The following is a 23,436-nucleotide window of genomic DNA, read 5'->3' on the forward strand; positions in this document are numbered from 1 at the left end:
GGGTTATCTTCCCGCTGGTTAGGTGATAGGGTTTCTCTCAACCCATCGGCTTGATGTGCATGCCGGACGAACAAAAGTGAAAGGGCTGAATTACTGCCCTTTCATTTTTTGTTCCAACTCCTTGGGGATGTTAAGTTCAGTTTTGTTATAATCTCTAGGTACACTGTCTACCGTAAACTTCATGGATGCCAGGCCGAAAAAGGAGACCCTGGCGTGAACCTCGTATCTCACCGGCAGATAACTTTCCCGGGAAATCCGGAATACCTGTTTTATTTCCTTTAATTCAGCCCCTTTCAACTGGGGCGGCATGGCATCAGTCAACTCTGAAAGAGCGCCTGCCTCAGGGATAACCTCAATTACATATTCCTGCCCGGCATTTTTATGTGCGGTATTTTTCTGTGCGGTATTTTCCTTTTCAGACTGTGTTATCACAGAAACTTTCCCGCTCTGTTGGTCTATATTGATCAGGTTTGACACCGGATCTACCAAACTCAGCTGCCTATAGAAAAATTCTACAAACGGCCCTACCGTGGGGTCTTCCTCTGGTCTCCCCCATTTCTTCTTTACAGGGCTTAGGACATATACCTCGTCGCCCTGGATATACATCAATGTCTCTCCCGACATTTGGGGTATCTGCCAGGTAAAATCAACCATCTGCCGGTCGTCATCCCGGTCAACCCTGTTCAGGATATCCACATTGACCTGATTCCCCACTGATACCTCAGTTTTGTACGTATAATTTTTGATATCTCCCGCTGCATCCCTGGCCTCTTCCATGATATCAGCAGCATTTTCGAGTTTCGGTTCCTCTTTGAGGGCATTCCAGGGTTCCCAGAAATACAGGATGATCCCTGCTGCCAGAAGCAGAACCAGAAGCAGTATCTTTCCTTTTTTCATAACGGCCTCCTTTAAAAGGCTTAGTTTATCTAAGCAGTTTTGCCAACAATTTTCCGTAACTAAATTATGCCTCAAACTGAGAAAAAAGAACCAGGGGTCGTCTCAAAGCTGAGACAACCCCTGGTTGTTCAAAGCACTACTGCTTATCTTCAATTAACACTTATCTTCAATTAAATCTTATTCTAACGAATCAAGACCCGACATGATATCAACTGCTGCTTCAGCCTCTTTAGGAACCGTAATCACCTGAGTCTTATTAATATCTGAAATGGTTGTTGTGATATCACCTTCCATAGTCATACTCCCAAGGGCAGCCCCGAGATTAATCCCCATTTTCATTTCACAGTCACTGCCATAATAAATATTATTTCTGTCACCTATCCAGTATGTGTAGCTGAGCTTATTTATGGTAATAGCCTTAATAGCATCATTGAGCATTTCATTTAAGGTTTCATCATTGAGCACTTCATTCAAAACTTCGTCACCGGCAGCGGCTTCACCGTAAACATCGGTTAAGATCATATCCACCAGTTTACCCAGTTTCAGCCCATTAATTTCGAAAGTTACACCTGTGGTCTGTACCCCATTAATGACTTTCTCGCCAGCAAAGCTCACTTCACGAAAAGCGCCGATTTCTTTTGCAGCATCAAGAAATGCCGTATAATCAATCGCTAATGAACTGCTTTGCTGAATAAGCTGTGTATAGACTTCTGCTTCTTCGGGATCCATTTCCATTTTCATCCAGGTTCCGGCAATCGGGTCTTTGATGTAATATACATTATCCTTAAAAATATACTCGACTTCCATCTCCTGACCGAGAAGCGCAGGTTCAGTGGACATTGTACCGGTAAAGGCAAAGGCCGGCGCTTCAGTATCCATCTTCATATTACCGACAAAACCCATCTTCATACTCTCAGGCCCTGTCATCCCTGACACCGATACTTCCATTTCGCCTTCCATATCCATTTTTAACTTCTTAATATCCTTATTTTTTTCCATTGAGGCAGCCAGAAGGGCATATGCCTCTTCATCAATATTAACCGGAGTTTTGATGGATATGGTCCGGGTAACTGCATCCCAGGTTACCACAGCATCAAGGTTTTCACTTACAAACCGCAGCGGTATCAGGGTCCTGCCGTCAATAATAGCTGCCGGCACATCCATAACAACATCTGTTTCATTAACCCTGGCCAGATTACTGTCAATTACCAGGACTACATTGTCGTCCCCTTTAATCACGGTAACGGTTCTGCTGGCTTCATTCCAGGTTACTTCGCCACCCATTGATTCGACTATTTTCCTTACCGGCACCAGGGTCCTGCCCTCACGAATTACCGGAGCCACATCAAAGGTAATTCCCTCATCATCAATCAGGACTTTTACGGGCTCTGCTGCTCCCGCCACACCGGAAAATGCGGTCAGGATAAAAATAATGCACATAAAAATCTGTAAAGCCTTTTTCAATCTTCTCTCCCCCCACCTTAACATATTTTGGTCTTTTCTCCGTAAATAGTATATTATGTGGGCACCCTTATAATCCCTGCTATTTTTTTAATTTTTTGTATATTTCTCATATTTCTCTCAAGCATCACTTTTGGCAGCAGTTCTGCCACCCTTCGTTCCGGCAGAACCACCTGGCGCACCCCCGCCCCTTACAAACGAAACCGCTGCCCCGCAAAGGGCAATCACTGCGGCCACCTTAAAGACAAGGCCAAGGGCCTCAACATAAGCAGTCTGCCAGGGCAGAACAGATTTCAGGGCTGCAAATCTGGTATTAAAAATCGCCACCGAAAGAGCAACTCCAATTACCATTCCAACATTTCTCACGGTGGCCACAACTCCTCCGGCAACCCCCAGTTTGGGGAGCGGAACCGTACTCATAACAGAGCTGTTATTTGGTGACTGGAACATTCCCGTTCCCAATCCCATTAAAGCCATTTTCCAGACCAGTGACAGGGGCGACATATCAACACTTATATCTGCCAGTAAATACAAGCCAATTGCATTGATACTCAATCCCCCGGTAGTCAGCAAAAGAGGCCCTGTTTTATCTGAGAGCCAGCCGCTAAAAGGAGCTGTCAGAGCCATGACCACCGGAAAAGCAGTCATCACCAGTCCCATTTGATAGGCCTTCAGACTAAGTATCTCAGACATATAAAATGGCAGCAGATAAGTAGTGAAGAACATGGCCACAAAAGACAGCAATCCAGCTACATTGCCGGCAAAAAACAGCCTGCTGCGGAACAGGGAAAGTTCAATCATCGGCTGCTTGATTTTCAGTTGTGTAATAAAAAACGCTCCCAGAAGGACAGCCGAACCAACCAGGAGAACCAGTATCCGCTGGGAAGCCCAGCCATACTCCTGGCCATCAGACAGCCCCAAAAGAAAACAGGTTATCCCGCCGCCAAACAGCAGGGCCCCAAAATAATCAAATTTTTGTTTTCCCAGTATATCTTTGTCCCTTGGCAGGATAAAAAGGGATGCAATAAATCCCAAAATCCCAATAGGAATGTTAATATAAAATATTGCCCGCCATCCCAGACTGCTGACCAAAAAACCTCCCAAACTGGGTCCGGTGAGACTCCCCAGGGCAACTACGGTTCCCATAGTTCCCAAGGCCCGTCCCCGCTCCCTGGGAGGAAAACAGGAAGTTATCAGCCCCATAGCATTTGCCATCATCATTGCTGCGCCCACCGCCTGAATAATCCTGAAGAACACCAGCAGCTGTACAGTACCGGCTGTCCCGCACAGGGCTGAACCCAGCGCAAAACCCAGAAACCCCGCTGCATACACCCTGTTTTTGCCAATGATGTCTGCCAGCCTGCCAAAAGCCAGAAGCAGGCTCGAAATAGTCAGCAGGTATGCAGTGACCGTCCACTGCAGGGTCTCCTTGCCAACACCGAAATCAACAGAGATTGTCGGTAAAGCCACATTAACTATACTCCCATCCAGGGTAGCCATAAAAGTACCTGTGGCTACATTGCAAAGAACTATCCATTTAAAATAGGGCTTTTTCTTTAATTCTTCTTTCAATGACACCGTCTCATCTTCCCCCTGCATCAGCAGCATTCTGCATAAATTTTCTTGTCATGAAGATGAATAATATTGCTTCTTGGCCCGCTCAATCGGAGTCTCATCATGAATCCCCAGCTTATATCTTCTTTTATCCTCATACATGCTCTGATCGGCCCGTGTTAGTATATCACTGAGCCCTTCACGGCCAAATGCCGTTGCTGTACCGATACTAAGCGCCAGTGATATATCCTGGTTGTTATTTTGCTCCTCATTCCATTTGGCCACATTCTCCAGAATCCGCTTATGGACGATAAGCGCTTCCTCCCTGGTTGTATTTGGAAGAAGCATAACGAGCTCATCACCTCCGTAACGGCACACGGTATCACTGTCCCTGACACTGTACTGCAGGACATGGGCAGCAGCTTGGATAATTTGGTCACCCATGATGTGACCAAAGAAGTCATTGATAAATTTCAGGTCATTGACATCAACCATTATAATGGTCAGGTACAGGTCTTTTCTCTTTAACTGGGCAACTGCCTGATCCAAAACCTGGTCAAAATACTGGCGGTTATATAACCCGGTAAGTCCGTCCACAAAAGCCATTTTCTGAGTCTTGGCGAACAGCTGGGCATTTTTAATGGCTGCAGCAGCATGATTGGCAAAAGTATGTAAAAGTTCCTGTTCCTCCAGACCAAAGACATCCCGCTCCTCACTTTCCACCACAAGGGCCCCCAGGCACTTATCCTGGTCCTTTAGCGGCAGAACAAACACTGCACTTGTTTCCGGCCTTTTTACGATTTTATCAAAGCCCGGTCTGCCCCGTTCCAGGCTTACCATTTCCCCGGACCTTACTGCAAAGGCAATAATGCTGTCAGGAGAAGCAAAGTCAATTGTTTCCACAGGCGTTTCTCCAAGCAGGCAGTCTGTGGTCGCCATGGGGACAAGCTTTTCTCTGGCCTCATCCAGAAGATAAATAGTACCTGATGTGAAATTTATTACTTCAACCGCCAGCAGCAGAATCTTAAAAAGGACATCATTAAGATTGAGTGATGAATTAATTGTATGGCTCACCTTAAAAAGCGCCGACAGTTCCTTCTCTGATTTGCGGATACGGTCAGTAAGCTCACGTTTACCGGTAATATCCAGGCTGACCAATACCAGGCCAATGAACTCACCCTCAGGGGTAAATACAGGTGATACCAGTTTCTCCAGGTCAGGTTCTGAATGAACATCGATTCTTTTCCATTCTGCAAATTTTTTCCCACATGCGTTTCTAATCATTTCTTCTATTTTGACATATGTCTCTTTAGGGTGGCAGTCTTCCAGTTTTCTGCCCACCAGAGCTTCTCTGGGGATGTTTTTCATAATGCCTGCAGAGACATTACAGTACCGGATAATACCGTCTGGGTCCACAAAGATAATCCCAATATGCATACTTTCAAACAAGCTCAGCAAAACATCGACATCAAAAAACCGGTTCATCTTAACCCACCTCAATCGGATACCAAACTGAATCCCAACACCCCTGCCGAAGCAATATTACTCTGTATTTATCTTCCAGTTCGACACCATGCTGATTAATCCTTTTTTTCGTTTTCATTATTCCACCTATGCGAATAAATCAAACCCCCAAAGAATTACCTCCGGGGGTTCCGTAAAAGTCAATCAGTTAATTTCGAGAAGCACAGCCGTTTCATCACAGTTAGGGAACTTTGGACATTCTATACATTCTTTCCATACCTTGTGTGGCAGGATTTCTTTAGAGACCACCTTAAAACCGCATTTCTTAAAGAAAATTGCCTGGTAGGTAAGGGAAAATACCCGGAGAATGCCCAGATCCCATGATTCTCTGATAAAACAGCTTATCAGTCCCCTGCCTATTCCCTGTTTGGTATATTCGGGGGCAACTGCCAAAGCCCGTACCTCAGCCAGGTCTTCCCAGAGGATATGCAGCCCTCCGGCAGCAATCACCTTCCCATTATCCTCAGCAACAGTAAAATCCCTGATATGTTCATAAAGCATAGCCCTGGAGCGGGCCAGCATCAAACCTTCATTGGCATAGTGTGTGATTAGTGCATGAATGCATTCGGCATCACTGATTCTTGCTTTGCGATAAATCATCGAACCATAACCTTTCCTCGAAAATATGTAGTAATTATATCATTGAATATTTAGTTACTTCAACAAAAACTTTTCCCGACCTTAAGCGCCGTCTGGAAAAGCGCAAAAAAAGTGAGCGCCTCATATTCTTTGCACTGAGCGCTCCCTGAACTTCATAACCTTCTAATCCGTTTTACCTGTGGGCTGTTTTCATCTCCATGTGCCGTTCCTCCCACAACTATCTGCGGGATGTGGATTGTTGGCTGGGCATCGGAAACCGGTACCCCCTGACCGTCTTTGCCGCAGGTGCCTATGGTGTAGCCCAGGTCGCTGCCCACCATATCAACTGTCTGCAGCACCTCAGGACCATTGCCGGTTAGGGTCGCCCCCCTTACAGGTCCGGTGATTTCACCTTCTCTGATAAGGTATCCCTCAGCCACATCAAAGACAAAATCGCCATTGGTTGTATTTACCTGACCACCGCCCATCTTTTTGACCAGCAGCCCGTTTTTCACATGTTTAATTATCTTTTCGGGATCCTCCTTCCCTGAGGCAATATATGTATTGCTCATCCTGGGAATGGGTCTGTCCTGGTATGACTCGCGCCTTCCGTTGCCGGTCGGACTAACCCCTTGTTCGCGCATTGCCGTAAGCCGGTCATACATATATTCTTGCAGCACTCCATCCTTGATAAGGACCGTCTTCTGTCCCTGAGTTCCCTCATCATCAAACCTGAAGGAGCCATATTTCCCTTTTATCGTGGCATCATCAACAACAGTAATCAGGTCAGACGCCACCTTTTGGCCTTTTTGTCCGGCATAAACAGAGAGTTTCTTCTGGACCAGGTCTGCCTCCAAGCCATGACCGCAGGCCTCATGCACCATAGTCCCGCCGGCTTCTCCCGACATGACCACTTCCATCTTCCCCGCAGGTGCAGGCTTGGCTTCCAGCATTTTAACAGCCCTTCCCGCTGCTTCTTTGGCCACATCTTCAGGACTGTATTCCTGCAGCAGTTCAAAACCCTGAAAACCGCCTATGGCATCATAGCCGGTCTGGATTACACCTTTATCCATGGCAACCGTGTTTATCATAAACCGGGTTCTTACCCTCTGGTCTCGGACATAATCTCCCTTTGTATTGGCAATGACGACATTTTGAATAACATCCCCAATCCCAACAGTAACCTGTTTAATCCGGGAGTCAAATCCCCTGGCCGCCCTGTTGCCCCTGAGCACCATTTCCACCTTATCATCAATGCTGACAGTATCAGGCATTTTTTCAATCCCAATCTCAACTACAGGTTGTACTTCCCTGAGGTCTACAGTAACATCACGTCCGCCTTCAGAAGCAGCGCTGACAACACCGGCAACCTTGGCAAGCCCTTCCTTGGAAACGTCATTGGTATATGCATAAGCTGTCGCATCTCCGGAAATTACTCTAATCCCGGCGCCGATATCTATGCCTGAGTTAATCCGTTCAATTTTATCAGCCTCACAGGCTACGGCAGCAGTCTTTTTTTCTTCAATAAATATATCTGCAAAGTCGCCCCCCCTGGCAACGGCCAGATGGAGTATTTCCTCGAGATCACCCTTTGCTAACACAGAAGCACCCCCAAAGTTAAATACTTTCCCTCCGGTTTATTGTTTGCCCCCAATTGCCTTAGTATACTTCATTCCGCTGTCCCTGCAGCACAATTTTCAGGATATCATGGGGTATCTCTGAAACAATTGCAACCCTGCCTATAATCTCAGGCAGTATATATCTGATTTTACCGGCAACTGCTTTTTTATCATGGTACATGTTTTTTATTATTTCGGCAATATCCAGCTTCCCGAAACTGCCGGGCAGTCCATATGTGTCAATCAGGCTTTCAATCCGTGCCAGGTCGTTTTCCGGCAGCAGACCCGTCTGCACCGCGGCCCTGGCGGCAGATACCATACCAATGGCTATGGCCTCACCGTGGACAAACTTAGTATACCCGGTCAGCGCCTCATAGGCATGTCCAAAAGTATGACCCAGGTTAAGAATAGCCCTGATACCCTGCTCAGTTTCGTCCTCTGCAACTACATCTGCTTTAATCCGGCAGGAGGTCTGCACAACCTGAGTAATGGTCCCGGTGTGCAGCTCTCTTACTTTCAAGGCCTCCTTTTCCAGAAAGGCAAAAAATTCGCTGTCTCTGATGATGCCGTATTTAATTACTTCCGCCATACCGGCCCTGAACTGCCGCTCATCTAGGGTATGGAGTGTACTTATATCAGAAAAAACCATCTTGGGCTGGTAAAACGCCCCAATTATATTTTTCCCTCTGGGGTGGTTAACAGCCACCTTTCCTCCCACACTACTGTCCACCTGGGCCAGGAGTGTCGTGGGGACCTGTATAAAGGGAACCCCTCTCATATATGTTGCCGCAATAAAGCCGGCCAGGTCGCCGATTACACCGCCTCCCAGGGCCAGTACCGCACTGTTGCGGTCAAGACCGTTGGCAAAGGCAGTATCATAAAGGCGTCCCGCTGACTCCAGGGATTTATATTTTTCCCCATCAGGCACCTCAGCAACAATTGCTTCAAAGCCCGCTGCTTCCAGACTTTTGGTAACAAGCCTGCCATAAAGCGCCCTCACCTTGGGGTTGGTAACCACCATAATCCTGCTGCCAATCCCAAGTTCCTTAACATATGCCCCCAGGTCAGGGAGAATGTTGCTGCCGATATGTATCGGGTAACTTTTACTGCCGAGATTCACCTGAACAGTTATCATGAATTCTGCCGCTCCCTGTTTTTCCTGTAGCTTTCGAATATCCGCCTTACCTCTTCAACCACATCATCAAGTTCCCGCTGTGAGGTGTCAATCCTGAAAGACGCAAGGGCATAATACGGCTCCCGGTCTGCGAGCATTTTAATGATTTTCCCCAAGGGGTCATCTGTCCGCAGCAGGGGACGGGTCTTTTTCCTTTTTGTCCGTTCATGGATGATTTCCGGTTTGGCTTCCAGGCAGACCAATAATCCGTCCCGCTGCAGCAATTCCACATTTTCACTGTCAAGCACAGCCCCGCCGCCGGTTGCAATAACCAGGTTGTCTTCACGGGTTATTCTCCTGACAGCCGCCTTCTCCTCGGAACGGAAGCGAATTTCCCCGTGTTTATCAAAAATATCACTAATACTCATTCCGGTTACTCTTTCAATTTCGTGGTCAGTATCTACAAATTTCATTCCCAGCCTTCTGGCCAGTTTTTTGCCAACTGTTGTTTTCCCTGTACCCATATAACCTATCAAAACCAAATTTGGCATCTTTACACCCGCTTTACATAATTAACATATGCATCATAATTCCGCTTCATCTCTGCCAGGCTGTCCCCGCCAAACTTCTCCGCAATTGACCTGGCAATTTCAAAACAAACCACAGCCTCACCAACTACCACCGCAGCAGGGACGGCACAAACATCGGACCTCTCAATGGAAGCCTCATAGGGTTCCTTTGTATGCATATCCACACTCCTGAGAGGTTTATACAGTGTCGGGATAGGTTTCATCACAGCCCGCAGCACCAGCGGCTCCCCGTTGGTAATCCCGCCCTCCAGGCCCCCGGCCCGGTTGGTATTCCTCCGGAACCCGTCTGAGTGGCTGTAAAACAGCTCATCATGCACCTGTGAGCCGGTCAGCCTTCCTGCCCGAAACCCAATGCCGAACTCCACACCTTTGATTGCCTGGATGCTCATTACTGCCTGGGCCAGCCTGCCGTCAAGCCTGCGGTCATACTGTACATGACTGCCCAGCCCGGGCGGCAGTCCGGTAACAATTATTTCAAAAATCCCACCCAGGGAATCACCATCATCCCGGCAGCGGTCAATTTCCTGCTTCATTTTAGCTTCTGTCGCACTGTCCGCACACAGTAACTCTGACTGGGCGGCCCTCTGAAAGATTTCTTCAGTATCACCGGGGATTTCACTAATTTCTATGCTCCCAATAACGGTTACATGACCAAATATCCTGATGCCAAACTGTTCCGCCAGGGCTCGTCCTGCTGTCCCGGCGGCCACTCTGGCAGCTGTCTCCCTGGCGCTGGCCCGTTCCAGGATGTTTCTGATGTCAGTATGACCGTATTTGAGGGCGCCGCCCAAGTCTGCATGCCCCGGCCTGGGTTTTGTCACCACCCGCTCATCAAGCCTGGCATCATCCCCGGGGGACATAACCTCAGACCAGTTAGCCCAGTCCCGGTTCTCGATAACCAAAGAAACGGGGCCCCCTGTAGAGAGGCCGCCTCTGACTCCGGCAGTTATGCTGACACGGTCTTTTTCAATTTTCATCCGGTCACCCCTGCCATACCCTCCCTGGCGTCGCGCTAACTGACTGTTTATGTAGTCCTCTGTCAGGGGAACTCCGGCCGGAAGCCCTTCAACTAATGCTGTCAAAGCCCTGCCGTGGGATTCCCCGGCTGTCAGGTATCTTAACAAATCTACCACTCCTGTAAAATAAAATAAAAATAGTAAATAACAACCTGAAACTCCGGTGTTATTTACTATTATGAAGTGATTTCGGCTTGTTGTCAATGTGTGGTTACTTCAACTCTACCAGTCCGAGATCGTTTACCTCAATCTGTTTAGCCGCACCACTGCTGTCCCGAAGAATAATCCTGTAAGGCCCGTTATCTGTATTCCCATTCTCATCCCAAGCATTTCCTTCAGGAGTGAAACTGAATTTGAGGTCTGACGAAAGTGTTGCTGAGATTGTTATTTCACGGTCCAGTACAACTATTTCCGTAACATTACTATAATCATGAGGCACAGAAGTAACGTCAACCTCACAAAGATAATATTCGCCCGGCTTAGTTTGGTCAATTAAAATACCATAATGTTTACTTTCCTCTTGTGCCATTGTTCTTATCATTCTGATGTCAGATATGAGTTCCCTGCTCTGACCGGTCAGGGATGCTGAATCAGCCCCGGATTTAAGCCCTGTAGCTATGACTACGGCAGAAATAATGCCAAGTAAAACTAATGCCACCATTATTTCAACAAAGGTAAAACCTCTTTCATTACCAAAAATACGTCTCATGTCTTCGCCCCTCTCTTTCTATACAAAGGGGTTATTCTTTCCTTTTGCCGGTGACCTGGGAATGCTATCCTGGTTATTTAATGCAGAATTACCGGTTTTTGCCGAAAATACGCTTAATGATATATTGCCTTTAACATTGTTACCGTACTGATCGATTGACATTCCGTTGATATAAAGCAGTCTCTGCGGTTTTTCCAGTTTAGCCGCAAACTGCCGCAGTTGTGTATAAGTCCCGCTGATTTTTATGCTCACCGGAAGAATGCGGGTACCCGGAACAGCAGTGTTTTCCGCGAATTCTCCCGTATTGAATTCATTTACTGTTACCCCTGTTGCCACTGCATATGAATACAGCATATGTATAAGTCCGGCAGTTTCCCTGGTAACTGGCAGTTGTGCCCTTAGCACACCAACTTCTTTTTTCAGCTGCTCTGTATCTCCCTTTTGATCTTCAAGTCGTTTCTGTTCGCCTTCAAGTACAGCGAGTTTTTCTTCAAGGGCGGACAGTTCCAGTTTCCGGGCGGCCAGTTCCTGCCACACCGGCTGTACCAGGTATACATAAAATACCGCCACAAATGCAACTAAAATCCCGATTAATATAATGTTCTGTTCCCTTCTGCTTAATCCTGAAATCATTGCTTAATTCCCCCTTCCGCCGGGGTAATTACTAAATTGAAAACAACATAACCTGCCTTCTCATCCCTTACGCTTGCTTTTATGTACACATCATTAAGAATTTCGGAATCCAGCAGATTTGCCTGAAATTGAGCCACAACATCATAAGAAGGCGCTGTTCCCTTAATATCAATACTTCTGGGATTGACAGTCATATTCATTGACCTTAAGGTAACTAAAGGCGGCAGCAGCCTGGCAGCCTCATCCATGCACCTGGTCAGTACAGGCTTGGCGGCATCAATCTTCTGAATAGCCCCTTCCACTTCGGACTTCTCTTTCTTAAGCCGACTTAATTCGTCTGCAGCCGCTGACACCTGGGTTAGTTTTTCTATTTTGACCTTGTTTTCTTCAATTTTGGCCGCAGTCCTGTAGCTGAGAAAAAACATGCTCCCATAAGCAGCCGCAGACAATGCCAGGATAATAACACCAGCTATCACTAAAACCATGCTGGGGCCTTTCTTATCCTGTCTTTTTGTGTCTGCCGGCGGCGCTAAAAGGTTAATCCTGTTTTGCATTTATTCCACCTCACTTACTGCCAGTCCGACCACAACCGCAAGCGCTGAGCCGGCTTCTTTGATTTCTTTTTCCCTATGCTGCAGTTTGGGCGAAATATTCATCCTCTCTGCCGGGTTTAATACCTGGACTGGTAACTCAAGTTCATCACTTATTTGACCGGCCAGCCCCTTAAAGAGAGCGCCTCCACCGCTGATATACATCCGGTCAACCCGCAGTTCCCGGTGCCTGGTCATAAAGAATTCCAAAGACCGGCCCAATTCATTTATTAGTTCAGATATAACCGGGGACATTATTTCAGCCTTTTGGTATAACAGGACACTCAATCCTTTATTGTCTATGCTCCCGCTGAGGTCCACCAGTTTCTTGGTCGATTCAGCTTCCTCAAAACTGATGCCATAATGATTGACAAGTGCATTAGTTATTTTATTGCCGGCAGTTGTCAGACCCCTGGTAAATCGCAGGACCTTATTATCGAATATTGAGATATTAGTAGTTCCTGCCCCTATATCAACTACTGCAAAACAACCGGTCATTTTTGCAGGCCCCTCAACAATTTCCACAGTCCTCAGAAGCGCCAGAGGATCAACATCCATCACTACAGGCTCAAACCCGATGGACTTGATAATATTCACATAATGATTTATAATTTCGTTCCTGGCGGCAACAACCATGATTTCATTTTTTTTGACCCCTCCCTCACTAACCTCCCCGACTTTCATAAAGTCAACCACAATCTCTTTGCTGGGAATCGAAAGCTGGGCCTCAACCTCATATTTGACCGCTTCTGTCATTTCCTTTTCCGGCATCGCCGGCATATTAAAGTGCCTGATTAATACACTATCACCGGAAATCGCAGTAGCCACCCTGGGCATTTCACCGGGGAAGAATTGTTGGACTTTCTGCAGCGCCAGTATCAGGGACTGGGCATTGGTGATATTGCCGCCGGAAACACATCCTCCAGGAGTGGGAACCATAGCAAAATTTATAATTTCATAGCTGCCTCCAGATTTCCTGACTTCTGCCAATTTAATACTCTGCTCACCTATATCGAGTCCTATGATGCTGCCTTTTTTTGAAAACAGGCCCATTTCCCACACTCCTCTATGATGGTTTTTCTATTTTGGTGATATAAATGTTTATCAGTTTTCCTGCCAGCCGATAATTTTCAGGCTAAGGTTCTCCACCCCGCCCGTGCCAGTTCCGGAGCCGGGAAGTGTTGTGTAACTAGCGGCAAGATTCTGGTCATGAAGAATCGTGCCCTGCCCTGTAGCCAGTACAGAATTCCCAACCACAGACCCGGTAATGTCGCCCTGCCCACTGAGCTTTATCATCCCATTAGGGGCGTAGATAACACATCTGGAATCATTCTGGCCGCTGGCTGCAATCGCAGGATTTGCACCGGAACTATTGTCAGACAATGAAATAATTGCCCCGAAATCAAGTACTGCATCTGATTGACCACTAAGATTGACAGTTTTCTTTGCCAAAATCACACCATCACCGGTTACCTTGCTTTGGCCGGAAATGGAAACATCTCCATCAACTAAGATAATCCCAGTGATGGTCACCTCCGCAGTACCGCTGATGCTGAGATTTCCGGCTATATACCGCTGGGTGAGATTTTCCACTTCATCGTTGCTATAGCTTACATCACCTGACTCAGTGGTTGTGTAAAAATTATAATTTATGACATCAACCCATTCTTCTGGAATCTCCGGCATGTCCAATGAATCGTCAGAATTAAGTGGAATAGAATCGCCGACCACCTTGTCTCCCCCTGATATTCCACTCATATAATAGGCATCACCATTAACCTCGGCTTGGCCACTTAAATAAATTCCCCCGTTGCTGCGAATATCTCCCTGAACCGGGTTTGGCGTAGAATCGGTGTTTGCTTGTCCTTCCATCGTCATATCACCATTGGAGAATATGGCATAATCAAACACTCCCGAATATCCTGAACCCAAGCTGTAAACAGCCTCAAAAGTTGCCGTGATTTTTCGTTTTACCGCAGTCCCCGGCAGTTCAGACTCAACAACGGCTTTAAAGATCGTTGGGCCCTGCCGGCTGACAGAGACTATCCGGTACTCTCCACCGGAAGCGGTTCCGGAAACGGGTGAACCAAATGTATATGAACTGTCTGTCAGGTACTCGTAAACGGCGTCATATACGACGCCACCGCTTTCCTTATTGATATTGACCGCACTTTCGGCTGTATAAAGAGCCTGCATACCATCTGCTTCAAGATGGGTCACCATGGTCTTGTCAGTAGAAATATTAATTGCAGCCGTCCCCAGGATTAACAGCATGGTCACAACCAGAAGCACCAATATCAATGCAGAACCATCGGTTTTATTAAATACCCTGACACTTTTTGCGAACAACTTCCCCATAGCGGTATCCCCCCTGTCTTACTCGGTTCTGGCTGCAGCCACCGACTCCAGAGCTGCAGTCTTCCCGTCTTTAAAACGAGCCTGAAGATATATCTTCACGGTTTTGGTAGATACGGTTGTAAATACCAGGTCAGTAATTGTGATTTCTCCCGATGTAAGCCCCTGGGCATTACCCCAGGAACCTGCTGAAGTCTCAGTCTCCCTTACCAAGACACCATTATCAACCTTAAACCGGCATAGCCTTTCAGCGCCTAACGAATCTAAATCCCGGTAGCGCAGTTCACCCTGAGACGCAACACTGATATAACCCCCCTGAGTTTCTCGCACCGTTTTTGACATGAAATTCATTGCCGAATTAAGATTGTCCAGCAGCTCTATCTGCCGTTCTGTTGTCCCGAAATATGTTATCCCATGGGACATTAACATCAGGACAGATACAGAAAGCATTCCCAGGAGCGCAATGGCAACAACCAATTCCAGCAAGGTAACCCCTTTTTGATTATCGATATAATCCTTCTTTAACATAGCATCACCTGTTAACCAAAACCTCACCTTTCAGGAGTTCTCTCCATCCCTATCTCAACAATTCTCTCCTGCCCGCGTGTGTCAGGCCAGTACACCCTGACACTGACCTCGTACATATTATCATAGACAGGACTAGGTTTGATGTCCCTATATATCCTGTAATTTGTTTTATCAAAATCAACTGTCTCACTATAGGTTCCCGCAGTCACTGTCGCGTTCCTTACATTTTCCATGCTCCGCCGGGCCATTTGGGTAGCAGTAGTCTTTCTCAGGGAATCAACATTCGAAGTAAAGCTGAACTGAAACAGAGCTAGAATAGTGACCATAGCCATTGCCAGAATCCCCAAGGCCACTACCACCTCCAGCAATGAGGAACCTCTACTGTTAAATATATCTTTGATTCCGATTTTTCCCCTTTTCATAAGCAAATCCACCATTCCGTTTTCCTTCACACATTATCAGATTTAGTGCATTATCAGGTCGAGATATAACTCAAGCAATTCAGTTTGGAAAAAATAAATGAAAAAAGCGCCAGTTGACAAAAATGGTCCAAACGGTATCCCCGTTTTTCTGAGAGGTTTTCTTTTTATGATACAAAGTATGATTCCAAACAGGCTGCCCATTACGGAAGCCAGAAAAACAGTTGCCAGGATACCTTGCCACCCCAAAAATGTTCCCATAGCCGCAGCGTATTTTATATCTCCCCCGCCCATGCCCCCGCGGGAAGCCATGGCCGCAGCAAATAATACCACCCCCCCTGCCAGGAAGCCTTCCAGGCTGTACCGCCATCCCTGATGTCCTCCCGCTGCCAGAACAAACCCTGATACAGCTCCAAAAATATTTAATTTATTGGGAATGATGCGGTGTTCAATATCGATTACGGCAGCCAAAAATATTATAATTAAAAAGATTGTAACGGACAGAAAATGCCAGGTTGGACCGTACATAAGAAACAAAGTATAAAATGAGATGCCAAAAATTAATTCAATTATGGGGTAACGAATAGAAATCTTATGATTGCAGTAAGCACATTTCCCCTTAAGATATATGTAGCTGAGAACAGGTATCAGATGCTGCCACTTAATCCGCTTTTTACACAAGGTACAGTGGGATGGCGGCCAGACAACCGATTCGCCCCTTGGGAGGCGGCAGATAACTACATTGATGAAACTGCCTATAATAAGGCCTAATAAAAATATGATAATATTCATTAATTCCCCCGGCAATTTAAAGAATATGTCTGGGCAGAACTGGCACGCTCTGCCCAGGTATAGTGAGAAATGAATTTGCTTAGTGTCCGTGATTGGTTCTGTCGACCTTTCCGTCTGAAATTGAATACGAACCTTCAGTAACAGGACATTCAGGCTCAACATTGAGGTAATCCTCATCTGCGAGGTCGCTAACATCAGCCGGATACGAACTTTCGTTAAAATAATACCTCTGTAATGCACTGTCTATCAGGTTCATATTAGTCTCACAGGTACTCTTCTTAGCCTCATCGGAACTGGTGGCAATTTTGGGAACAACTATCGCTGCCAGTATCCCCAGGATTACTATAACCACCAACAGTTCAATAAGTGTAAAACCACTTTCATCTCTGGTGTTTTTCAGCATCCTGTTAATTCTTATCATAATTCCTTTTTTCATTCTTTCACCCCCTTCCAGCGTTATTTAAATACTGAATCCGGTTAAATTAAATTCCTGAACCCATCTGGCTGTACACTTCAAAAATGGGTAACAAAATACTCAGCATTATCCCCCCAATGATTACCCCAAGAATGACAATCAAAAACGGCTCAATCAATGAAGTCATGTTATCTGTCATGTACTTTGTTTCTTTATCATAAAAATCAGCAACCTTAACCAGCATGTTTTCCAGGGTACCCGTCTCTTCACCAATAGCAATCATGTTTATCATCATGGGTGTAAACACCCTGGATCTTTCCAGGTGTTTTGCCATGGCATCACCCTCGCGGACACCGTTGGAAACCTCAGCCAGTTCCCCCGCCACAACGGCATTCCCGGCAATACCCTGGGTTATCTCAAGTGCCTGTATTATCGGCACCCCGCTGGCCAGCAGTGTTCCCAGTGAGCGGCTGACTTTTGCCAGCGATGATTTTAACAGGAGCTCTCCAAATACCGGTATCTTAAGGACAAACCTGTCAAACCTTGCTCTGCCCTCGGGGGACCTGACATACCTTACAGCCAGCAATGCCAGCAAAACTGCCAGTAAGGCCAAGATGAGAAAATAAGACTTCAGGAAATCGCTAATCCCCAGGACTATCCTTGTCGGCAAAGGCATCTGGATATCCATTGTCTCAAATAACAGCATAAAATTAGGGATAATGAATGTAAGCATAAGAACAACCACAAGAGCAGCAAAACCAAGGACTATCAGGGGGTACCGCACAGCCCCCTTTACTTTTTCGCGCATCTCATGGTCATTTTCAAAGGTTACCGCCAGGCGATCCATAACATCATCCAGAAAACCACCGGCTTCACCTGCGCGCACCATAGCCATTACAAACATTGGGAAGACACTCCTGTGTTTTCCCATGGCCTGAGAAAGGGAAGAACCGCTTTCCACATCTCTCCTCATATCTTCCAGGGAATCGCGGAGTTTCATTTTTTCCGTCTGTTCAATCAGTATGTTCAGGCTTTTTAACAAAGGTAGTCCAGAGCTGGCCATCGTGGCAAATTGTCTGAAAAAAATCGCCAAATCCTTTGGGGTAACAGTGCTCCACTTTGCAAAGGTCTCTCCAACTGTAGGTGATTCCAGCTTTAGTTCAACCTTGGTTATAAAATAACCCGTCTGCCGCAACCGTTCAACTACAAGTTCCTTCGATTCGGCCTCTATTTCCCCGGCATGTGTTTTTCCCATCCCATCTCTTACTTTGTATACATATACATGGGCCATTTATTTTCACCACCTATAATCTCTGAACCAGTCTGGCAAAGTTTTCCTGGTCCAGGGTGCGTTTGCGGGCATCCTCATAACTGATAATTCCCCTCATGTATAAGTCTCGCAATGAATAATCCATTGTCTGCATACCAATCTTTAAGCTTGACTGAATAATTGTAGGCAGCTGGTGTGTCTTGCCTTCCCGGATTAAATTGCGAACAGCGGAGTTGGCTACAAGTACCTCAACTGCCGCAACCCGCCCTTTGCCATCCACCCTTGGCAATAATGTCTGAGCAATTATCCCTTCAAGGATTAATGCCAATTGCACCCTCACCTGGTTCTGCTGGTACGGTGGGAAGACATCGATAATCCGGTCTATTGTCTGAACTGCATTGCTGGTGTGCAGGGTGGCTAGAACAAGATGGCCTGTTTCTGCAGCAGTAATAGCAGTTGAAATTGTATCCAAGTCTCTCATCTCACCTACCAAGATTATATCAGGGTCTTGCCGCAGTGCAGAGCGCAGGCCTGAGGCAAAGCTTTCTGTATCAATACCTATTTCCCTCTGATTGACAATGCAGTTCCGGTGAGTATGCAAAAACTCTATGGGATCCTCCAGTGTGATAATATGACCTTGTATCTCCTTATTAAGAAGGTCAATCATAGCCGCCAGGGTCGTTGATTTACCGCTTCCCGTCGGCCCGGTTACCAGTACAAGACCATGGGGCCTCATGGCCATTGTCTTGACCACTTCAGGCAGACCGAGTTCTTCAGGAGTAAGGATATTAGGTGGAACCACCCTTATAGACATGGCAACAGAACCGCGTTGTTTGAATACATTAACCCGGAAACGGCCGAAACCATAAATAGCGTATGAAAAATCCACTTCCCCCTGCTGTTCAAATACTTTACTATGCTCTGCACCCATAATTTGTTTGGCAAGCTCCAATATTTCATGCCTGTCCATCTTATTTCCAGCCATGAAATTGGTGCTTCCATTGATCCTGATTACAGGCGATGCATTTGTAGTAATATGGAGATCTGAGGCCCCCATATCGACCGCTTTTTTCAGCAAATCATCTATGTGCATTTTCCCACCTCTTAAGCTGAGCTGTCACTCAGCGGATTCGTCGGTCACAAAGACAGCCCGCATTACCTCTTCCAGACTGGTCAGGCCCAGGGCCACCTTTCTCAAGCCATCCTGTTTCAGGGTCATCATTCCTTCTTCAATCGCCACTGTTTCAATCTGGTCGGCAGGAGCCTTGTTGGTTACCAGGTCTTTGACCCATGAACTCATAAACAGGACTTCCTGCAGAGCCAGCCTGCCCCGGAACCCAGTATTGTTACAAGCAGGACATCCTTTGGGCTGAAACAGAACAACCCGTTCATCAGCTCTTGCCTTGATGCCCAGTTTTTCCACAAGCATTTCCGATGGTTCGTATGGCTCCTTACATTCGGGACACAGGCGGCGCACTAGCCGCTGGGCCACAATCCCAACCACAGATGAGGCCACCAGAAATGGTTCAATCCCCATCTCCATTAGTCTGGTAAGAGTCGCTGAAGCAGTGTTGGTATGTAAAGTAGAAAGTACCAGATGTCCCGTCATCGCTGACTGGATGGCAATCTTGGCTGTCTCGGGGTCTCTGATCTCCCCGACCATGATGATATCCGGGTCCTGGCGCAGCACTGAGCGCAGCCCTCCGGCAAAGGTTAGTCCGGCTTTAACATTAAGCTGTACCTGGTTAACTCCGCCCAGGGTATACTCCACCGGGTCTTCAAGGGTAATAATGTTCTTTTCCGGGGTGTTAATATCACTTAATACCGAGTACAGTGTGGTGGTTTTTCCGCTGCCGGTAGGACCGGTTACCAAGATTATCCCATAGGGATGGGTAATTACAGTGCGGAACTTTTTCAAAATCTCCGGGAGCATCCCCAGTTCCTGTAAGTGCATCAGTCCCCTGGATTTGTCCAGGATCCTTAAGACTACTTTTTCTCCAAATATTGTCGGCAGGGTGGAAACCCTGAAATCAATCTCCTTATTTTCAATTTTCATCTGGATACGGCCATCCTGAGGCACTCTGCGTTCAGCTATATCAAGGTCTGCCATGATTTTGAGCCTGGAAATGACCGGGGCCTGCATCCTTTTGGGAAACTGGGTGACATCACTAAGCACACCGTCAATCCGGTAGCGCACATGAAGCTCCTTTTCCCTTGGTTCCACGTGAATGTCACTGGCTCTGCCGGCCACTGCCTGTGTAATCAGAGAGTTGACCAGCTTAACCATAGGAGCATCCTCAACTATCTCCCTTAACTGGTCCAAACCACCCTCATCAAAATCCAATCCCAGATCTTCAGGGATGTCTTCAACCATTTTAACTATACTGTCCTTGCCAAAATAAGTGGCAATAGCGCTGTCGATGTCACTTTCTGACGCTATGGCAGGCTCAACATCACACCCTGAAGCAATCCTTACATCATCAACTGCCAAGACATTAAGCGGGTCAGCCATAGCTAAGGTAATCCTGTCATCATCCAGCTCCACCGGAATTACCTTGTACTTCAGGGCCAGTTGTTCGGGAATCAGTTTCACCACTTCAGGGTCCAGGTTCCGCCTGCTGATATTTATCAGGGGCAATCCCAGTTTTGCTTCAAGTACCTTCAGAACTGTCTCTTCATCGACAAAACCCATACTGATGAGAATTCTGCCCAAGCGCTCATTTGTTTCCTTCTGTTTATCAAGAGCAGCCTGAAGCTGTCCTTCTGTCAGCAGGTTATCTTCACGAAGTATTTCTCCGAGCCGTTTCCGGATAGGTAAAAACACAAGTCTGCCTCCTGTCACAATGCCTTTTCGGCAAAATATCGAAAATAACAATACTAATACCAGAATTATGTAGTACTATGTAGAATAACTTCTACTCTTCTTTACTAAATCCTGCTAAACTTGTACCTAAGAGCACAAAAAAAATGTCAAATTTAGCAAAGCCCTTCAAAAAAAAGACAAAAAAAAGAAGCTTAAGCTTCCTCCTGTTCAGAAATCTTTTTAACCTGTATTTTATCTTTCAGAAAATCCAATAAGCCTTTGTTTCTTTCTTCAATCAGTTTCTCTTCCACTCTTATTTTCTCTTCCCGCAGTTCCCGGACCTGTTCGGCCAGTTTCCTGCTATCTTCGCGGTAGGCATGCAGTTCCCGCATAATTGCAGAAAACATGAAAAACACAGTTGTCTTAAAATTGCTTTCAATACCAAGACCGCTGGTCAGGGTCCGTTCCATCTCCAGCTTCCGCTGGGCTCCTTTAATAGTATACTGTTCGGTATAGAGCAGTTCCTTAATCTGGTTGAATACCTCCAGGTTCTTTTCGGTAAACCTTTTATGCTGGCCTTTCTTATTTTTTATGTTCAGGAATTGAGCGAATTCCTTTTCCCAAAACCTGACAGTACTTGTCTCAACCTGGAGTATTGTAGCTACCTGCTGCAAGGTCAAACTCCGCTCAGCTTCTCCGGTCAATTTCAATCACCACGCTTCCAAACTACCTGCTAAATAAACAAGCTAGTAGGTACTTCATTACCTCCACATTAAAATCCTCCATATATGACAGTTTTTTTACCAACATTTTCCAACATTTTTTGACATTACTGCTTAGCTCATGATCGCTTTCATAAGCGCTTCTCTCATTACCTCCACCGGAGCCTCCCGGCCTGTCCACAGCTCGAAGGCAATAACACCCTGGTAAAGGAGCATTCCCATTCCATTCATCACGGGATGCCCATGTTTTTTGGCCTTCTTCAATAGCAATGTCTCACCGGGATTGTATATCAGGTCACAGACCAGGACTCCTTCCGGTATCCCGTCAAACCTAAGCGGCGGCATTTCATCTGTGTTTGGGTGCATTCCCAGCGGTGTGGCGTTAATTATAATATCGGAATTTGCCGCAGCCAGGGATATGGCGGTTTCGTCCCAGGCAGCCTCGGCAACAGAGGCTGCGGATGCGGAAGTGATCACCTTCTTTATAGAAGTAATCTCCTGCGGAAAAGGTGAACTTAAGATCACCTTTTCTACCCCCTCCAGGGCTAGCTGTATGGCAACTGCCCTGGCAGCTCCCCCGGCGCCGATAATGGTAACCCGCTTTCCTGCCGGCTCAACTCCGGCTTCTTTTCTAAGTGCGGCCACAAAACCCGGAGCATCGGTGTTATAGCCGGTTAGTCTGCCATCCTTATTCACAATAGTATTCACTGCGCCTATTAACTGTGCCTCGGGGGCTAGGTTATCCACCAACTCCATAACAGCTGTTTTATGAGGGATTGTCACATTAACCCCGGCAAGGTTCATTCCTCTGATTCCTGCTGCTGCTGTGAAAAGTTCCTCCGGTTTTACGCAAAAAGGTACATAAACATAATCCAGACCCAGCCGGCTAAAAGCTGCATTATGCATAGCAGGTGAAAATGAATGCTCCACCGGATAACCAAATAATCCGGTAACTTTTGTCTTTCCGCTGATACTTCTCATCTCTTCACCCCACTGTCATGTAATAGAACAAATTCGCCGCTCTGCCAGGATATAATCTTAAGCCCCAAAACAATGCCTTGAAAAGAAAAAAGGTGACCCAAAGGATCACTGAGGAGAGAAAACTAAATTGTAGAAGCCTTGTCCTTAGCTCTATTATACTACAAACCGCTGTCGTAACAGCTCGAAATCTGACCCCAGCAAAATTATTTTTATCAAGACATCTGTTTAATATTATCGCCGCCTTACAGGGGCCTTAACTATCCGGTTTTTTGCCAAATTTCTGAGCACTAACTTTTCGGCAATCCGGACAAACCTGGTGCCGACAAATTCAGTTTTGCAGATTGGTTTTACCAGAACAGTATAGCAGCCCAGCCTGTTGCCGCCAAATACATCTGTGAATAGCTGATCACCGACAACAGCAGTTTCATCTTTGTCCGTCCCGAGAATCTTCAGGGCCTTTAAAAAAGGCTTCCGCCGCGGCTTTCTGGCCCTGCCCACTCCGGGAATCCCCAAAGGGCTCAGGATATCTGAAACCCGGCTGTTAAAAGCATTAGAAACAACACAAATTTTTAACCCGGCTGCAGTATAATCCTGCAGAAGGCCGGAAATTTCAGGTTCTATAGCTTCGCTTTTCCATGAAAGCAGTGTATTGTCCAGATCAATAATAAGTCCTTTGATACCACGTTCAACGAAATACTTAGGTCTGATGTCAGTTAATGAAGAAATATACGCATCCGGATGGAACATTGATAACAATAGCTTCCCCTCCTCCAACCCTTACAGGAATATTATACCACACCTATTGCAGTTCATCCAAGGAAGCAAAGGAATAACCTGCCGCACGGAGGTCTTTTAGTATTCCGTC

Annotated in this window: 24 protein-coding genes; all 24 read right to left on the reverse strand. The window is 46.4% G+C overall.

Going from position 1 to position 23,436, the window contains the following annotated elements:
* Positions 1 to 90: 90 nt before the first annotated feature.
* The 24 genes from Ga0451573_RS18250 to Ga0451573_RS18365 all read right to left on the reverse strand — a co-directional run bounded on the left by Ga0451573_RS18250 (position 91) and on the right by Ga0451573_RS18365 (position 23,318).
* On the reverse strand, positions 91 to 897 hold the full coding sequence (locus tag Ga0451573_RS18250; RefSeq protein ID WP_231685601.1) for a DUF6612 family protein: 807 nt from the start codon (positions 895 to 897) through the stop codon (positions 91 to 93).
* A gap of 177 nt (positions 898 to 1,074) precedes the next feature.
* On the reverse strand, positions 1,075 to 2,361 hold the full coding sequence (locus tag Ga0451573_RS18255; protein ID WP_231685602.1) for a DUF6612 family protein: 1,287 nt from the start codon (positions 2,359 to 2,361) through the stop codon (positions 1,075 to 1,077).
* Between the two features lie 117 nt (positions 2,362 to 2,478).
* Positions 2,479 to 3,936: an MFS transporter gene (locus tag Ga0451573_RS18260; protein ID WP_231685603.1), complete on the reverse strand. Its 1,458-nt coding sequence runs from the start codon at positions 3,934 to 3,936 to the stop codon at positions 2,479 to 2,481.
* Between the two features lie 48 nt (positions 3,937 to 3,984).
* On the reverse strand, positions 3,985 to 5,397 hold the full coding sequence (locus Ga0451573_RS18265; protein WP_231685604.1) for a sensor domain-containing diguanylate cyclase: 1,413 nt from the start codon (positions 5,395 to 5,397) through the stop codon (positions 3,985 to 3,987).
* Between the two features lie 183 nt (positions 5,398 to 5,580).
* Positions 5,581 to 6,036 (reverse strand): N-acetyltransferase, encoded by a 456-nt coding sequence (locus Ga0451573_RS18270; RefSeq protein WP_231685605.1) that lies wholly within the window; start codon positions 6,034 to 6,036, stop codon positions 5,581 to 5,583.
* A 152-nt stretch (positions 6,037 to 6,188) separates the two neighbouring features.
* Positions 6,189 to 7,616 (reverse strand): TldD/PmbA family protein, encoded by a 1,428-nt coding sequence (locus tag Ga0451573_RS18275; RefSeq protein ID WP_231685606.1) that lies wholly within the window; start codon positions 7,614 to 7,616, stop codon positions 6,189 to 6,191.
* Between the two features lie 58 nt (positions 7,617 to 7,674).
* Positions 7,675 to 8,769 (reverse strand): 3-dehydroquinate synthase, encoded by a 1,095-nt coding sequence (gene aroB, locus Ga0451573_RS18280; protein ID WP_231685607.1) that lies wholly within the window; start codon positions 8,767 to 8,769, stop codon positions 7,675 to 7,677.
* Entirely contained in the window at positions 8,766 to 9,299 is a 534-nt protein-coding gene (locus Ga0451573_RS18285) for a shikimate kinase (protein ID WP_231685608.1), read from the reverse strand. The genes aroB and Ga0451573_RS18285 overlap by 4 nt, the downstream gene beginning before the upstream one ends.
* 2 nt (positions 9,300 to 9,301) lie before the next feature.
* Positions 9,302 to 10,462 carry a chorismate synthase gene (gene aroC, locus Ga0451573_RS18290; RefSeq protein ID WP_231685609.1) on the reverse strand — a complete coding sequence of 387 codons (1,161 nt, stop codon included), beginning with the start codon at positions 10,460 to 10,462 and terminating at the stop codon, positions 9,302 to 9,304.
* 103 nt (positions 10,463 to 10,565) lie between these two features.
* Positions 10,566 to 11,063, reverse strand: coding sequence for a prepilin-type N-terminal cleavage/methylation domain-containing protein (locus tag Ga0451573_RS18295; protein WP_231685610.1), 498 nt, complete (start codon positions 11,061 to 11,063; stop codon positions 10,566 to 10,568).
* Between the two features lie 18 nt (positions 11,064 to 11,081).
* Positions 11,082 to 11,696: a type IV pilus inner membrane component PilO gene (locus Ga0451573_RS18300; protein ID WP_231685611.1), complete on the reverse strand. Its 615-nt coding sequence runs from the start codon at positions 11,694 to 11,696 to the stop codon at positions 11,082 to 11,084.
* Positions 11,693 to 12,250 (reverse strand): PilN domain-containing protein, encoded by a 558-nt coding sequence (locus Ga0451573_RS18305; RefSeq protein WP_231685612.1) that lies wholly within the window; start codon positions 12,248 to 12,250, stop codon positions 11,693 to 11,695. Before Ga0451573_RS18305 ends, Ga0451573_RS18300 begins: the two co-directional genes overlap by 4 nt.
* Positions 12,251 to 13,339 (reverse strand): type IV pilus assembly protein PilM, encoded by a 1,089-nt coding sequence (gene pilM, locus Ga0451573_RS18310; protein WP_231685613.1) that lies wholly within the window; start codon positions 13,337 to 13,339, stop codon positions 12,251 to 12,253.
* Between the two features lie 51 nt (positions 13,340 to 13,390).
* Positions 13,391 to 14,644 carry a DUF7305 domain-containing protein gene (locus Ga0451573_RS18315; RefSeq protein ID WP_231685614.1) on the reverse strand — a complete coding sequence of 418 codons (1,254 nt, stop codon included), beginning with the start codon at positions 14,642 to 14,644 and terminating at the stop codon, positions 13,391 to 13,393.
* 18 nt (positions 14,645 to 14,662) lie between these two features.
* A complete protein-coding gene (locus Ga0451573_RS18320; protein ID WP_231685615.1) occupies positions 14,663 to 15,169 on the reverse strand; it encodes a PulJ/GspJ family protein in 507 nt (168 codons plus the stop codon).
* Between the two features lie 23 nt (positions 15,170 to 15,192).
* Positions 15,193 to 15,591, reverse strand: a complete 399-nt coding sequence (locus Ga0451573_RS18325) for a type IV pilus modification PilV family protein (RefSeq protein WP_231685616.1) — start codon at positions 15,589 to 15,591, stop codon at positions 15,193 to 15,195.
* A 42-nt stretch (positions 15,592 to 15,633) separates the two neighbouring features.
* Positions 15,634 to 16,380 (reverse strand): prepilin peptidase, encoded by a 747-nt coding sequence (locus tag Ga0451573_RS18330; protein WP_231685617.1) that lies wholly within the window; start codon positions 16,378 to 16,380, stop codon positions 15,634 to 15,636.
* Between the two features lie 79 nt (positions 16,381 to 16,459).
* Positions 16,460 to 16,816, reverse strand: a complete 357-nt coding sequence (locus Ga0451573_RS20130) for a competence type IV pilus major pilin ComGC (protein WP_231685618.1) — start codon at positions 16,814 to 16,816, stop codon at positions 16,460 to 16,462.
* A gap of 46 nt (positions 16,817 to 16,862) precedes the next feature.
* A complete protein-coding gene (locus Ga0451573_RS18340) occupies positions 16,863 to 18,086 on the reverse strand; it encodes a type II secretion system F family protein (RefSeq protein WP_231685619.1) in 1,224 nt (407 codons plus the stop codon).
* Positions 18,087 to 18,099: 13 nt separating this feature from the next.
* Positions 18,100 to 19,158: a type IV pilus twitching motility protein PilT gene (locus Ga0451573_RS18345; RefSeq protein WP_231685620.1), complete on the reverse strand. Its 1,059-nt coding sequence runs from the start codon at positions 19,156 to 19,158 to the stop codon at positions 18,100 to 18,102.
* Between the two features lie 24 nt (positions 19,159 to 19,182).
* Entirely contained in the window at positions 19,183 to 20,889 is a 1,707-nt protein-coding gene (gspE, locus tag Ga0451573_RS18350; RefSeq protein ID WP_231685621.1) for a type II secretion system ATPase GspE, read from the reverse strand.
* 191 nt (positions 20,890 to 21,080) lie between these two features.
* A complete protein-coding gene (locus tag Ga0451573_RS18355) occupies positions 21,081 to 21,578 on the reverse strand; it encodes a MerR family transcriptional regulator (protein WP_231685622.1) in 498 nt (165 codons plus the stop codon).
* A gap of 126 nt (positions 21,579 to 21,704) precedes the next feature.
* Positions 21,705 to 22,571, reverse strand: coding sequence for a shikimate dehydrogenase (locus tag Ga0451573_RS18360; protein WP_231685623.1), 867 nt, complete (start codon positions 22,569 to 22,571; stop codon positions 21,705 to 21,707).
* 231 nt (positions 22,572 to 22,802) lie between these two features.
* A complete protein-coding gene (locus Ga0451573_RS18365) occupies positions 22,803 to 23,318 on the reverse strand; it encodes a YqeG family HAD IIIA-type phosphatase (RefSeq protein WP_231685624.1) in 516 nt (171 codons plus the stop codon).
* Positions 23,319 to 23,436: the final 118 nt, after the last annotated feature.

It is taken from the genome of Phosphitispora fastidiosa, assembly GCF_019008365.1.
Lineage (GTDB): Bacteria > Bacillota > Thermincolia > Thermincolales > UBA2595 > Phosphitispora > Phosphitispora fastidiosa.

What these genes read in the sequence shown, in the direction of transcription:
- Ga0451573_RS18250 (WP_231685601.1), bottom strand. Translation starts at nt 897, where the DNA reads ATGAAAAAAGGAAAGATACTGCTTCTGGTTCTGCTTCTGGCAGCAGGG.
- Ga0451573_RS18265 (WP_231685604.1), bottom strand. Translation starts at nt 5,397, where the DNA reads ATGAACCGGTTTTTTGATGTCGATGTTTTGCTGAGCTTGTTTGAAAGT.
- Ga0451573_RS18270 (WP_231685605.1), bottom strand. Translation starts at nt 6,036, where the DNA reads ATGATTTATCGCAAAGCAAGAATCAGTGATGCCGAATGCATTCATGCA.
- aroB (WP_231685607.1), bottom strand. Translation starts at nt 8,769, where the DNA reads ATGATAACTGTTCAGGTGAATCTCGGCAGTAAAAGTTACCCGATACAT.
- Ga0451573_RS18285 (WP_231685608.1), bottom strand. Translation starts at nt 9,299, where the DNA reads ATGCCAAATTTGGTTTTGATAGGTTATATGGGTACAGGGAAAACAACA.
- Ga0451573_RS18295 (WP_231685610.1), bottom strand. Translation starts at nt 11,063, where the DNA reads ATGAGACGTATTTTTGGTAATGAAAGAGGTTTTACCTTTGTTGAAATA.
- Ga0451573_RS18300 (WP_231685611.1), bottom strand. Translation starts at nt 11,696, where the DNA reads ATGATTTCAGGATTAAGCAGAAGGGAACAGAACATTATATTAATCGGG.
- Ga0451573_RS18305 (WP_231685612.1), bottom strand. Translation starts at nt 12,250, where the DNA reads ATGCAAAACAGGATTAACCTTTTAGCGCCGCCGGCAGACACAAAAAGA.
- pilM (WP_231685613.1), bottom strand. Translation starts at nt 13,339, where the DNA reads ATGGGCCTGTTTTCAAAAAAAGGCAGCATCATAGGACTCGATATAGGT.
- Ga0451573_RS18315 (WP_231685614.1), bottom strand. Translation starts at nt 14,644, where the DNA reads ATGGGGAAGTTGTTCGCAAAAAGTGTCAGGGTATTTAATAAAACCGAT.
- Ga0451573_RS18320 (WP_231685615.1), bottom strand. Translation starts at nt 15,169, where the DNA reads ATGTTAAAGAAGGATTATATCGATAATCAAAAAGGGGTTACCTTGCTG.
- Ga0451573_RS18325 (WP_231685616.1), bottom strand. Translation starts at nt 15,591, where the DNA reads ATGAAAAGGGGAAAAATCGGAATCAAAGATATATTTAACAGTAGAGGT.
- Ga0451573_RS18330 (WP_231685617.1), bottom strand. Translation starts at nt 16,380, where the DNA reads ATGAATATTATCATATTTTTATTAGGCCTTATTATAGGCAGTTTCATC.
- Ga0451573_RS20130 (WP_231685618.1), bottom strand. Translation starts at nt 16,816, where the DNA reads ATGAAAAAAGGAATTATGATAAGAATTAACAGGATGCTGAAAAACACC.
- Ga0451573_RS18340 (WP_231685619.1), bottom strand. Translation starts at nt 18,086, where the DNA reads ATGGCCCATGTATATGTATACAAAGTAAGAGATGGGATGGGAAAAACA.
- Ga0451573_RS18345 (WP_231685620.1), bottom strand. Translation starts at nt 19,158, where the DNA reads ATGCACATAGATGATTTGCTGAAAAAAGCGGTCGATATGGGGGCCTCA.
- Ga0451573_RS18360 (WP_231685623.1), bottom strand. Translation starts at nt 22,571, where the DNA reads ATGAGAAGTATCAGCGGAAAGACAAAAGTTACCGGATTATTTGGTTAT.
- Ga0451573_RS18365 (WP_231685624.1), bottom strand. Translation starts at nt 23,318, where the DNA reads ATGTTCCATCCGGATGCGTATATTTCTTCATTAACTGACATCAGACCT.